This is a genomic window from Rhodopseudomonas sp. BR0G17, from assembly GCF_010907025.1.
Classification (GTDB): Bacteria; Pseudomonadota; Alphaproteobacteria; order Rhizobiales; family Xanthobacteraceae; genus Rhodopseudomonas; species Rhodopseudomonas palustris_H.
The window spans coordinates 89,450-101,900 of sequence record NZ_QUML01000001.1 but is presented as its reverse complement, the minus strand read 5'-3'; the positions used below and the strand labels follow the sequence as shown (position 1 = coordinate 101,900).

General features: G+C 65.6%; 11 protein-coding genes. 8 read left to right on the top strand and 3 right to left on the bottom strand.

Annotated features, from left to right (window positions below; all coding sequences use genetic code 11):
• Positions 1 to 577: 577 nt before the first annotated feature.
• Entirely contained in the window at positions 578 to 1,324 is a 747-nt protein-coding gene (locus DY467_RS00485; RefSeq protein ID WP_164573544.1) for an SAM-dependent methyltransferase, read from the bottom strand.
• A gap of 445 nt (positions 1,325 to 1,769) precedes the next feature.
• Between DY467_RS00485 and DY467_RS00480 the strand changes: the two genes are divergently transcribed.
• Genes DY467_RS00480 through mnhG form a run of 6 tightly spaced genes read left to right on the top strand, consistent with a single transcriptional unit; the run spans position 1,770 to position 7,797 of the window.
• Positions 1,770 to 4,697 carry a monovalent cation/H+ antiporter subunit A gene (locus DY467_RS00480; protein ID WP_164633618.1) on the top strand — a complete coding sequence of 976 codons (2,928 nt, stop codon included), beginning with the start codon at positions 1,770 to 1,772 and terminating at the stop codon, positions 4,695 to 4,697.
• Positions 4,688 to 5,029: a Na+/H+ antiporter subunit C gene (locus DY467_RS00475; protein ID WP_107355764.1), complete on the top strand. Its 342-nt coding sequence runs from the start codon at positions 4,688 to 4,690 to the stop codon at positions 5,027 to 5,029. The genes DY467_RS00480 and DY467_RS00475 overlap by 10 nt, the downstream gene beginning before the upstream one ends.
• Entirely contained in the window at positions 5,026 to 6,660 is a 1,635-nt protein-coding gene (locus tag DY467_RS00470) for a monovalent cation/H+ antiporter subunit D (RefSeq protein WP_164633617.1), read from the top strand. The genes DY467_RS00475 and DY467_RS00470 overlap by 4 nt, the downstream gene beginning before the upstream one ends.
• Positions 6,657 to 7,145 (top strand): Na+/H+ antiporter subunit E, encoded by a 489-nt coding sequence (locus DY467_RS00465; RefSeq protein WP_164633616.1) that lies wholly within the window; start codon positions 6,657 to 6,659, stop codon positions 7,143 to 7,145. Before DY467_RS00470 ends, DY467_RS00465 begins: the two co-directional genes overlap by 4 nt.
• Positions 7,142 to 7,423, top strand: a complete 282-nt coding sequence (locus tag DY467_RS00460; RefSeq protein ID WP_107344711.1) for a K+/H+ antiporter subunit F — start codon at positions 7,142 to 7,144, stop codon at positions 7,421 to 7,423. The genes DY467_RS00465 and DY467_RS00460 overlap by 4 nt, the downstream gene beginning before the upstream one ends.
• Positions 7,420 to 7,797: a monovalent cation/H(+) antiporter subunit G gene (gene mnhG, locus DY467_RS00455; RefSeq protein ID WP_107344712.1), complete on the top strand. Its 378-nt coding sequence runs from the start codon at positions 7,420 to 7,422 to the stop codon at positions 7,795 to 7,797. Before DY467_RS00460 ends, mnhG begins: the two co-directional genes overlap by 4 nt.
• Positions 7,798 to 7,813: 16 nt before the next feature.
• Here the strand turns inward: mnhG and DY467_RS00450 are convergent, their stop codons facing one another.
• Both DY467_RS00450 and pdxR read right to left on the bottom strand, forming a co-directional pair.
• The gene (locus tag DY467_RS00450) at positions 7,814 to 8,596 is read right to left on the bottom strand and encodes a YggS family pyridoxal phosphate-dependent enzyme (protein WP_164633615.1); all 783 of its coding nucleotides are present in this window, start codon (positions 8,594 to 8,596) and stop codon (positions 7,814 to 7,816) included.
• A gap of 162 nt (positions 8,597 to 8,758) precedes the next feature.
• The gene (gene pdxR, locus DY467_RS00445; protein ID WP_164633614.1) at positions 8,759 to 10,249 is read right to left on the bottom strand and encodes a MocR-like pyridoxine biosynthesis transcription factor PdxR; all 1,491 of its coding nucleotides are present in this window, start codon (positions 10,247 to 10,249) and stop codon (positions 8,759 to 8,761) included.
• Positions 10,250 to 10,355: 106 nt separating this feature from the next.
• Between pdxR and DY467_RS00440 the strand changes: the two genes are divergently transcribed.
• A complete protein-coding gene (locus DY467_RS00440) occupies positions 10,356 to 11,588 on the top strand; it encodes a benzoate/H(+) symporter BenE family transporter (RefSeq protein WP_164633612.1) in 1,233 nt (410 codons plus the stop codon).
• Positions 11,585 to 12,451 carry a pyridoxal kinase gene (gene pdxY / locus DY467_RS00435; RefSeq protein WP_164633610.1) on the top strand — a complete coding sequence of 289 codons (867 nt, stop codon included), beginning with the start codon at positions 11,585 to 11,587 and terminating at the stop codon, positions 12,449 to 12,451. The genes DY467_RS00440 and pdxY overlap by 4 nt, the downstream gene beginning before the upstream one ends.

The following is a 12,451-nucleotide window of genomic DNA, read 5'->3' as shown; positions in this document are numbered from 1 at the left end:
GCCTGCCAAGGCCGCGTCATGACCGAGCCGCACGCATGACCGCGCGCTGTAACTTGGCCGCGGCGTCGATGCTGCAGCGATCATTCGGAGACCAAGGTCTAGATGTTCGCGGCTTCGAGGCGTCGACTAAACGGAAACCCAGAGCCAAGAAGCGTTGCGCACGCAGAACTTTGTGTATGCCAGACAAGCATCTGGCAAATCTCATGTATCGATATATTCCATAATATACCTTATGCGAATTACGGATTGGGGAATACGACCAGCCGGACGCTGCAATGTGTTGCTGCTGCCCGATCAAATCGCGCCTTCAAGCTCCGCCAGTCTCGACGTCCGAACCTGCAGCATGCGGCGTCGCCGGCCGGATCCGGTTGTCGCGAACGACGTCCGGCAGCTGCGGCGGCCCAGCCATCAGGTCCACGCCGGACCATGCCGGACCAGAGCGACGACGGAAGCTGCTCCGTCGATCGGCGGCCGGTAGCCCAGACGCGCGGACCGCTTGGAGGCCCCTCGCCGGATTTCCCCGGGCTTGGCTCACGGCAGTGCAACCGCTTTGGGCTGGAAGCCGATCGAGGCTGGCTCACCGAGCCATAAGCGCAAACACGCCCCAGCCCAGGTAGTCGCGGCCGTACCGCGTGTAGCGTTCCGGCGACGTGGTCAGCTCGGCACGAACTTCGGGCGCGAACTCGTCGTCGGGATTGGCATCGAGCCATCGGCGCATGGTGAGCCACTTGGCGGCCTCGTACCGGTCCCAGCTGTCCTGACTGGCCAGCATCATTTCGACGACGTCGTAATTCAGCGCGTCGAACGACGCGATCAGATCCGGAAGCAGCAGGAAGTCCGAGCTCGCCTGGGCACGGCAACCCTGGGCGACCTCCTCGGTCGGCGGCAATCGCAGCCAGTAGGGCTCGCCGATCAGGATGAGGCCGCCGTCCTGTAGGCTCTTCGCGAGCAGCTCGATCGTGCCCCCGACGCCTCCGCCGACCCAGGTGGCACCGACGCAGGCCGCCACGCCGACTTTCGCATCGGCGACATAGCCGGCGGCATCGCCATGAACAAACGTAACCCGATCGGCGACGCCGAGTTCGCGGGCGCGGAGCTGGGCTTGCGCGGTGAACAATGGACTCATGTCGATCCCGGTGCCGCTGATCCCGTGATCGCGGGCCCAGGTGCACAGCATCTCGCCCGACCCGCTGCCGAGATCGAGCACGCGGGTCCCCGGCTCCATCCGCAGCGAAGCGCCGAGCGCCGCGAGCTTCTCGGCCGTGAACGGATTGTGGATGCGATGCGCGCTTTCGCTGACGGTAAAGATCCGCGGAATGTCCACTCGAGAAGCTCCTTCATTCACTCGTTCGTCGCCTGCGGCGCCCTCGCCGCTGCCGACAATCCACACCGACTCGCGGTGCGGTCTCACTGTGCAGCGATCGCCTGCGGACGTCTTTGCGCCGACCGTCGCGAGCCTGCCGCTGGACCGGCGAAACGTGGGGTAAAACGTCGCACCGACGTCGGACCGACGAATGTCCGCGCCGTCACCAAACTACGAATCCTCAAGAGCACGGGCCCCGTCAGGACGGGCGCACCGCGGTATCAGTCCACGCAGGCTTGGTGCGACGTTTCGGACCGCCAGCGGCGGGCCTGAATGGTCATCGCGGCCAGCCAATCTGGCTCATTGGTCTTGCTCCGGGCGCCTTCGAACCCCATAAAATGAATCGTGACCAAGAACGTTGCCGAAAGGGCTGCGGAGCGACGAACAGGATTGGAAGGACCGAGGAATGCCGCAGAACGTCTTTCTTCTCGCGGTGATCCTTCTCCCGTTCGCCGGCAGCCTGCTTGCGGCGCTGCTGCCTGCCAACGCGCGTAATGCCGAGGCGTGGCTCGCGGCGGCCGTCGCGCTTGGCTGTCTGTTCCTGTTGGTGCCGCTGTATCCCGGTGCCGATGCTGCGCCGATCCGCTATCAGCTCGACTGGCTGCCGCAGTTCGGCCTGAACTTCACGCTGCGGCTGGACGGCTTCGCCTGGGCGTTCGCCTGCCTGATCACAGCGATCGGCGCCCTCGTCGTGCTGTACGCGCGCTACTACATGTCGCCGTCGGACCCGGTGCCGCGGTTCTTCTCCTTCCTGCAGGGCTTCATGGGCGCGATGCTGGGCATCGTGCTGTCCGGCAATCTGATCCAGCTGGTGTTCTTCTGGGAGCTCACCAGCCTGTTCTCGTTTCTGCTGATCGGCTACTGGCACCACAACGCCGCGGCGCGTGAAGGCGCCCGCGTCGCGCTGACCATCACCGGCACCGGCGGGCTGTGCCTGTTCGCCGGCGTCGTGGTGCTCGGCCATATTGTCGGCAGCTACGACCTCGACGCCGTGCTGGCAGCCGGCACCGAAGTCCGAGCCCACGCGCTGTACGTGCCGACGCTGATCCTGATCCTGCTCGGCGCGCTGACCAAGAGCGCACAGTTTCCGTTCCACTTCTGGCTGCCGCGGGCGATGACGGCGCCGACGCCGGTCTCCGCCTATCTGCACTCCGCCACCATGGTGAAAGCCGGCGTGTTCCTGCTGGTGCGGCTGTGGCCGGTGCTCGGCGGCACCAATGAATGGCTGTGGATCGTTGGCACCACCGGCCTCGCCACCTTCATCGTCGGCGCCTACCTCGCAGTGTTCCAGCGCGACCTGAAGGGCTTGCTCGCCTACTCGACCATCAGCCATCTCGGCCTGATCACGCTGCTGATCGGCCTCGACCGTCCGCTGGCGCTGGTGGCCGCGATCTTCCACGTCTTCAACCACGCAACCTTCAAGGCGTCGCTGTTCATGGCGGCGGGCATCATCGACCACGAGACCGGCACACGCGATCTGCGCCGGCTCAGCGGTCTCTGGAAGTTCATGCCGAAGACCGGCGCGCTGGCGATTGTCGCCGCTTCGGCGATGGCCGGCGTACCGCTGCTGAACGGCTTCCTGTCCAAGGAGATGTTCTTCGCCGAAACGATCGAGACCCATGACGGTTCGCTGCTCGACGACGCCCTGCCCTATATCGTCACTCTCGCCAGCATGTTCACGGTGGCGTATTCGCTGCGCTTCATCCGCGAAGTGTTCTTCGGCCCGCCGCCGGTCGACCTGCCCCGCACGCCGCACGAGCCGCCGCGCTGGATGCGGTTTCCGGTCGAACTGCTGGTGCTGACTTGTCTGGTGGTCGGCATCGTGCCGTCGCTGACGATCGGACCGTTCCTGCAGCTCGCGGTGCATGCGGTCCTCGGCGCGGCGACGCCGTATTACAGCCTCGCGGTCTGGCACGGCTTCAACTGGCCGCTGCTGATGAGCGTGATCGCGCTGATCGGCGGCGTTCTGTTGTACGTGATGTTGCGCGAGCCCTTGCAGCAGGGGCTGACGAGCTCGCTGTTCGCCGGCCGCTTCAAGACCCAGCGGGTGTTCGACCTCGTGCTGGTGACGGTGTCGTGGCGCTGGGCCCGTGCAATTGAACGGGTGTTCGGCACCCGCCGGCTGCAGCCGCAATTGCTTCTGCTGGTTTGCGTCGCGTTGATTGCAGCTGCAGGACCAGTGCTGATGCGCGGTCTCGGCATCGCGCCGGTCGCGTTCAACGATCTCGATCCGGCGCTCGCCGTGGTGTGGACGGTCGGCATTGCCTGTGCACTCGGCGGCACGGCCGTGGCCAAATTCCACCGGCTGGCGGCGCTGATCCTGATCGGGGGATCGGGACTGACCACCTGCCTCACCTTCGTGTGGTTCTCTGCGCCGGACCTGGCGCTGACCCAGATCGGCGTCGAGATCGTCACCACGGTGTTGTTGCTCCTCGGGCTGCGCTGGCTGCCGAAGCAGCTCGAGACCGGCGAGATCACCGCCAACCGCAGCGTGCTCAAGCGTGTGCAGCGGATCCGCGACCTCGCGATTGCAGCGGCCGCCGGCATCGGCGTCGCGCTGCTGGCCTATGCGGTGATGACCCGCGCCGCGCCGGATAGCATCGCGCAGTTCTTCATGCGCCATGCCTACGCGGACGGCGGCGGCACCAACGTCGTCAACGTCATCCTGGTCGACTTCCGCGGCTTCGATACGCTCGGCGAAATCACCGTGCTGGCGGTGGTGGCGCTGACGGTGTTCGCCCTGCTCCGCCGCTTCCGCCCCGCCGCCGACAGCATCGACATCCCCGAGCAGCAACGGCTGCAGGACGAGCACGACGACGCCGACGCCGATCGCCGCAAGGGCGACACCATCGCCGATTATCTCGCAGTGCCGGCGATGATCATGCAGCTGTTGTTTCCGTTCATTTTCATCACTGCGATGTATCTATTGCTGCGCGGTCATGATCAGCCCGGCGGAGGCTTCGTTGCCGGCATCGCGATGGCGGCCGCTCTGATCCTGCAATACATGGCGGGCGGCGCCCGCTGGATTGAAGCGCGGCTACGCATCCATCCGCTGCGTTGGATCGCCATCGGTCTGCTGCTGGCGCTGTTCACCGGCGCCGCGGCGCTGCCGCTGGCACGTCCGTTCCTCACATCCGCCTTTGCCTACGCCGAGATCCCGTTGATCGGCAAGGTGCCGCTCGCCAGCGCGGCGCTGTTCGACCTCGGCGTATTCTCGCTGGTGGTCGGCGCGACCGCGCTGATGCTGCTCGCCTTGGCCCACCAATCGATCCGCGGCCATCGCCGTCCTTCCGGCGGCCGCGCCGCAACGCCCGAGGCCAGCCGATGGAACTGATCGTCTCATTGGCCATCGCCGTGCTGACCGGCTGCGGGGTCTGGCTGCTGCTGCGGCCGCGCACCTTCCAGGTGATCATCGGCCTGGCGCTGCTGTCCTACGCGGTGAATTTGTTCATCTTCAGCATGGGACGCCTCAAGGTCGGCGCCGCCGCCGTGCTGGAGAAGGGACAGATCGCGGATCCTCAGGCGTTCGCCGATCCGCTGCCGCAGGCGCTGGTGCTCACCGCCATCGTCATCAGCTTCGCCACCACGGCGCTGTTCCTGGTGGTGCTGCTGGCGTCGCGCGGCCTGACCGGAAATGACCACGTCGACGGCCGGGACCACGAATGACAAGCTGGACCGACCATCTGATCATCCTGCCGATCCTACTGCCGCTGTTCGTCGGCGCGGCGATGCTGCTGATCGACGAGCGCTATCAGCAGATCAAGGCGTTCGCCAATCTCGCCTCGATCGTGATCATGGGCATCATCGCGCTGCTCTTGATGCGCGCCGCGGATCTTCCGACCGCGACCGGCGCGGCGCCGATCGCGGTGTACCGTCTCGGCGACTGGCCGGCGCCGTTCGCGATCGTGCTGGTGGCGGACCGGCTGTCAGCGCTGATGCTGGCGCTCACCAGCGTGCTCGCCTTCGCGTCGACGATCTTCGCGACAGCGCGGTGGCATCGGGTCGGCGCACATTTCCATTCGCTGATGCAGTTCCTGCTGATGGGGCTGAACGGCGCCTTCCTGACCGGCGATCTGTTCAACCTGTTCGTGTTCTTCGAGCTGCTGCTGGCCGCGTCCTACGGCCTGGTGCTGCACGGCTCCGGACAAGCGCGGGTGCGGGCCGGCCTGCAATACATCGCCATCAACCTAACGGCTTCTGTGCTGTTCCTGATCGGTGTCAGCCTGATCTACGCGGTCACCGGCACGCTCAACATGGCCGATCTGGCGATCCGGATTCCGCAGGTGCCGGCGGAGGATCGGGCGCTGCTCGAAGCCGGCGCCGCCGTGCTCGGCGTCGCCTTCATGGTGAAGGCCGGGATGTGGCCGCTGTGCTTCTGGCTGCCGACCACCTATGCGGCCGCAGCGGCGCCGGTCGCGGCGATCTTCGCGATCATGAGCAAGGTCGGCATCTACATCCTGCTGCGACTGTCGCTGCTGTTCTTCGGCGCCGGCAGCGGCGCTTCGGCGCTGTTCGGCAGCGAGTGGCTGATCGCCGCCGGTATCGCTACCATTCTGTTCGGATTGATCGGCGCGCTGGCATCGCAGGAAATCTCGCGGCTCGCCGGCTACGCGGTGCTGGTGTCGTCCGGCACCGTGCTGGCGGTCGCGGCCGCATCCGGCAAGCCTGCGGTCACAGCCTCGGCGCTGTTCTATCTGGTGAGTTCGACACTCGCGATCGCCGCGTTCTTCATGCTGATCGAGCTTTTGGAACGCGGCCGCGATCCCGGTGCCGACATGCTGGCGGTGACGCGCGAAGCCTACGGCGAAGACATGCCTGACGATCCGGACGCTGAGGAAGTCGGGATGGTGATCCCCGCCTCGATGGCGATCCTCGGCTGGTGCTTCGTGGGTTGCGCCGCAGTGATCGCCGGCCTGCCGCCTGTGTCGGGCTTCATCGCCAAATTCGCGATGCTGACAGCGCTGCTCGGCGAAGACACCGGCAGCAGCATCTCGCCGCTGCACTGGACGCTGCTGGCTCTGCTGATGGCGTCCGGTCTCACCATGCTGATCGCGATGACCCGCGCCGGCATCCGCACGCTGTGGACGCCCAGCGAGCGGGCCGATCCGCGGGTGCGGCTTGCGGAGATCGTCCCGATCGCACTCCTGCTCCTCGGCTGTGCGGCGATGACCGTGCAGCCGCAGGCAGCGATGACCTACATGCAGGGCGCGGCCAATTCGCTGCATGCGCCGGCCGCCTATACCGACAGTGTGCTGGCGCCGGTTGCGACGCGGGTGAAGACCGGAGGCGGCTCATGAACAGGGTGCTGCCCTTCCCGCTGATTTCGCTGTGCCTGCTGGCGATGTGGCTGTGGCTGAGCCAGAGCATCGCGCTCGGACCGATCCTGCTCGGCAGCCTGTTCGCGTTGATCGGCGGCTGGCTGCTCAGCCTGCTGCAATCTGACTCCGACCGTGTCCGCAATCCAGGCGCGATCATCCGGCTGACCGGTTTGGTCCTGATCGACGTGGTGCGGTCCAATATCGCGGTCGCCAGCATCATCCTCGGCGGCCAGCGCGACAACATCACCTCCGGCTTCGTCGATATCCCGCTCGATCTTCGCAGCCGTCAGGGGCTCGCGGTGCTGGCTTGCATCATCACCTCGACGCCCGGCACGCTGTGGGTGAACTTCACCCGGGAGACCGGCGTGCTGCAGCTTCACGTGCTGGATCTGGTCGACGAGAGCGAGTGGGTCGAGCGCATTAAGGGACGCTACGAGCGTCTGCTGTTGGAGATCTTCGAATGAGCAGTCTGGTGCTGACCTGGTCGGTCGTGATTGCGCAGGTGATGCTCGCCCTCGCCATGGCCTGCGCTGCCTATCGGATGCTGGTTGGCCCCCGCGCGCAGGACCGCGTGCTTGGGCTGGACACGCTATACGTCAACGCCATGCTGCTGATGCTGACCGTCGGCATCCGCACCGGCACCGACGTGTATTTCGAAGCGGCGCTGATCATCGCCCTGCTCGGCTTCGTCGGCACCGTGGCCCTGTCGAAATTCCTGATGCGCGGCGAGGTGATCGAATGACCCACGCGGCGGATCTTCCAGCCTGGGCGGCATGGATCGTAGCGCTGCTGCTGCTGTTCGGCGCCGGCATCACGCTGATCGGATCGATCGGACTGCTGCGGCTGCGCGGCTTCTACCAGCGCGCCCACGCGCCGACCCTTGGCACCACGCTCGGTACCGCTTTCATCGTCGCCGCGTCGATGCTGTGCTTCTCCCTGCTGCAGATGCGGCCGCTGCTGCACGAGGTGCTGATCCTGGGCTTCGTCACCATCACCACGCCGGTGACGCTGATGCTGCTGGTCCGCGCCGCCCTGTTCCGCGACACCGCCGAAGGACGCATCGACGACGTCCGGCAACGCGCCAAGCGCAAGCCGCGCAAAGAAGAACCGCGCTGAGGTTCGGTCTGCCGAACTACCGATCGAAGTTTGCCTGCGGCCAATAGAACCTGTCGGTAGTCGGCCGCGCGCCAAAGATCGCCTGCCCGACCCGCACCACGGTCGCCCCCTCCTCGATCGCGACCTCGAAATCGCCGGACATCCCCATCGACAGTTGCGTCAGGTCGGGATGGATCTTCACGATGCGATCCCGCAGATCGCGCAGCAGCCGGAAGCAGCCGCGGACACGTTCTACGTCGGCGCTGAAGACCGCCAGCGTCATCAGGCCGCGTGGCTTGAGCCGCGGATAGTCGGACAGACGCTCGACAAACAGGCCGAGCTCACCGGGTGCAAGGCCGTATTTGCTTGCCTCGCCGGAGGTGTTCACCTGCACGAACACGTCGAGATCCCGCCCCTCCGCATCAAGGCGACGATTGAGTTCGTCGGCCAGCCGCAGACTATCGAGCGCGTGGAATTCGGAAGCGAACCGGACGAGATACTTCACCTTGTTAGTCTGAAGGTGGCCGATGATCGACCAGCGGATCGGCAGATCCGCAAGCACAGCGCGCTTGTCACGGGCCTCCTGCAGCTTGTTTTCACCAAACTCTGAGATTCCGGCCGCATAGGCCAGGCGAAGCACATTCGCCGGCACCGTCTTGGTGACGGGCAAAAGACGAACATCCGCGAGGCTGCGTCCACAGCGATCGCAAGCGGCCGCGATGCGCTCGCGGACCACCGTCAGATTGGCGGCAAAGACAGCGGCGGGATCCGCGCCGAAGCGTGCGATCTCGTCCGGTGAAAGCTCGAGGTTGGTAGGCATCGTATCCATCCGCCTCCGATCGATGAGGCTGGCCGGCAGTCTTCCAATGTTGGTCCGCGGTTACACCGGTGATCAATATTTAGCACGGGCGCGGTCTGGTTCTTCCCGCCATTTCCGGTGGCGACAGCCGACCAATTCCTGGCAGAGCCACGCGCCGCGCAGTTAGGGTTTGATCGCCGCCCGAAGCGCTTTGGCGAGCTTCTTCACGGCGCCTTCGATTTCCAGCGGCGTGTACGCAGCAAAGCCCATCAGGAAGCCGGCCTCGCCGTCGCGGGCATGATGCAGCCCCGACAGCCCGAGCACCTCAATCCCGACGCTGTGTGCGGCTGCGACCGCAGTTCGCTCCGTCAAGTCAGACGTCAGCACGCAGGGGAGTTGCAGGCCGCCGACCGGAACGCGCGGCTCGACAAGGCCGGACAGATGTTTGCGGACGAGGCGGACGAGGACGTCCAGGCGCGTCGCATAGACACCGCGCATGGTGCGGACATGCGCGCCGAAATGGCCGCCCTCCATGAACCGCGCGAGCGTCAGCTGCGCCATCGTGGCACTGTGACCATCCAGCAGCGTGCGCGCAACCGTCATCGGCTTGACGAGCTGCGGCGGCAACACGACGTATCCAATCCGCAGGCCCGGAAACAGCGATTTGGTGAAGGTGCCGATGTAAATGGTCCGGTCGTGAGGATCGAGACCTTGCACGCACGCCGTCGGCTTGCCGGCGTAATGGAATTCGCTGTCGTAGTCGTCTTCGATGATCCACGCCTGGTGCCGCGCCGCCCATTCGATCAGTGCGATGCGGCGGTCCAGCGCCAGCGTCGCGCCGGTCGGAAACTGGTGGGACGGCGTAAGGAACACCGCCTTGGCCCGGCGCGGCTGGGCCGTGATCTGGTCGACGCTGAGACCCTGACGGTCGACCGGAATCGGAACGCACTCCACGCCTGCGGCATCGAATGCTTTGCGCGCGCCGTAATAGGCCGGATCTTCGATGAAGATCCGGTCGCCGGGATCGAGCAGCATATTCGCGCACAGCGACAGCGCCTGCTGCGAACTGGTGAGCACCAGGACGCGATCCGCCGAGGCGCGAGCACCGCGTTCGAGGTTGACATAGTCGGCGATGGCGCGGCGCAGCGGCTCGCTGCCCTGCGGATCGCAATGAAGCAGGGTCTGCGCCCCCAGCTCTTTGCGGACCTGGCGCTCTAGCCGCTCCCAGAGCTGAAGTGGAAATGTCCGCGTTTCCGGCACGCCATGGACGAACGGCCTCGGCAACAGCTGCTCACGAATGCCGCCGCTGCCGAACATCGCGGCTCCGCGCTTGCTGAGCTTCGGCGCTTGGTTGCCGAGTAGCGCGTCCCGCTGCGCGAGACGGCGGCCCGGCGTGAATTCCGTCATCTCCGCAACGAAGCTACCGCTGCCCACCCGCCGCTCGATGAAGCCCTCGGCGTGAAGCTGGCCATAGGCGATTTCGATCGTATCGCGCGACACTCCGAGCGAATGAGCAAGCGCGCGCGATGCCGGCAACGGCTTGCCTGCGCCCAGCGCCCCATCGACGATCAGCTGGCGGATGGCTCGCTGCACTCGCGCGTGCAGCGGCATCGCGGCATGAGCCGGATGCGCGACCCACGCTTTGACGGATTCGAGCTGGGAGTGCTTGAACAATTGGTCTGCCCTTGTGACGGAGAATGGCCGGGCACATCAGGCCACCTGATGGCTAGATGTCAATCCATCCAGCTCGCCTCGCTTCCAGCAGAGGATTGTCGACCGCATGCCATCCCGCCCCCCGCCTTCTCCGATCCGCCTCGGCGACCTCACCCACCCGGTTATCGCCGGCATGATCTCGGTGATCGTCAACTACGGTGGCACGTTCATCCTGGTGTTTCAGGCTGCCAAGATAGCTGGCCTCAGCCCCGAGCTGACGGCATCCTGGGTCTGGTCGATTTCGATCGGCGTTGGACTAACCGGATTGTTGCTGAGCCTGCACTATCGTGAGCCAATCATCACCGCGTGGTCGACGCCGGCGGCGGCATTTCTGGTGACCGCGCTGGCGACGACGCCTTATGCCGAGGCGATCGGCGCCTACATGATCTCAGCGGCGGCGTTCGTCGTGCTCGGCCTGTCCGGCTATTTCGAAAAGGTGATCCGTCTGATTCCGCCCGGGATCGCCTCGGGCCTGCTTGCCGGCATTCTGCTGCAGTTCGGGATTGGAGCTTTCGGCGGCGCCAGCGTCGATCCGTGGCTGGTCGGCTTGCTGATTGCCGCTTACGTCGCGTTCAAGCGCTTCTCCGCGCGCTACGCCGTGGTCGGCATTCTGCTGCTCGGCCTTACGTTCTTGCTGACGCAAGGTCGCGTCGATCTGTCCGGGCTCAAACTCGTCTTTGCGGCGCCGGTGTTCAGCATGCCGGAGTTTTCGCTGAATGCGCTGCTGTCGGTCGCATTGCCGCTGTTCCTGATCACGCTCACCGGTCAATACATGCCGGGGATGCTGGTGCTGCGGAACGACGGGTTCAAGACCAGCGCCAATCCGATCGTCACCGTCACCGGTCTCGGCTCGCTGATCATGGCGCCGTTCGGTTCGCACGCCTTCAATATCGCGGCGATCACGGCTGCGATCGCCACCGGCCGGGAGGCCCACGAAGACCCGTCCAAGAGATGGATTGCCGGCATCGCGGCGGGCTGTTTCTATGTGCTAGTCGGCGTATTCGGCGTGACGCTTGCTGCGGTGTTCATGGCGTTTCCCGCCACCTTCATCACCACCCTCGCCGGTCTGGCTCTGCTCGGCACCATCGGCGGCAGCCTTGCCGGGGCGATGGCAGACCCGACCTCACGCGAGGCGGCATTGATCACGTTCCTGGCCTCGGCCGCGAACCTCAAGCTGCTCGGCATCGGCGGCGCATTCTGGGGCTTGCTGATCGGCGGACTCGCCTATGTTGTGCTCAACGGCCGCATGCCTTATCGCGCGACAGCCGATCGCTCCGCCACCGAGGCGGCGGTGAAATGAACCACGGAACGACGCCGATGACGACGTCCATCATCTCGATCCAGAGCCAGGTTGCGCACGGCCACGTCGGCAACAGCGCCGCTGTCCTACCGATGCAAGCGCATGGATTGAACGTGGCGGCGGTGCCGACGACGCTGCTCTCCAATCATCCGGGCCTCGGAAGCACGCGCGGCCGGGTGCTGGACGCCGAGCTGGTCAGCGAACTGCTGCGCGGGATCGAAGAACGCGGGCTGATCGAAACCAGCCGCTACATCGTGTCCGGCTACCTCGGCTCGCGCGCCAACGGCGAGGTGGTGGCGGCCTTCGTCAAACGCGCCCGACAACTCAATCCCGCCATCACCTACATCTGCGATCCGGTGATGGGAGATTCCCATGTCGGGGTGTTCGTGCCCGATGACGTTGCCGCTTGCATCTGCAACGAACTCGTCCCGCTCGCCGATCTGCTGACGCCCAACCAGTTCGAGGCCGGACTGATCGCCGGCCACCCGCTGGCGACATGGTCAGAGCTCAAGGTCACGGTCGATAAGATGCAGGCCTGGCGGGGAGCCCGTGTCGTCGTGACCAGTTGCAGGCTGGTGGATACGCCCGACGGCGCGCTGGAGAACATCGTGTTCGAAGGCATAAACTCCACGCGACTGCCGTCGCCGCGCCTGGAGCTGGCGGCGGCGGGCACAGGCGACCTCTACACCGGCCTTCTGATTGCGGGCCTCGCCCGCAATCTCAGCCTGGTCGATGCCGCCCGCCGCGCCGCCGCCATCGTGCTCGACGTGCTGAAACGCACCATCGCCGCTGGTGAACGCGAGATGCAGCTTGCCAGCGTCATCGATGCACTGAACCCCGCCTGCGGCGAACCTCTTCAATAA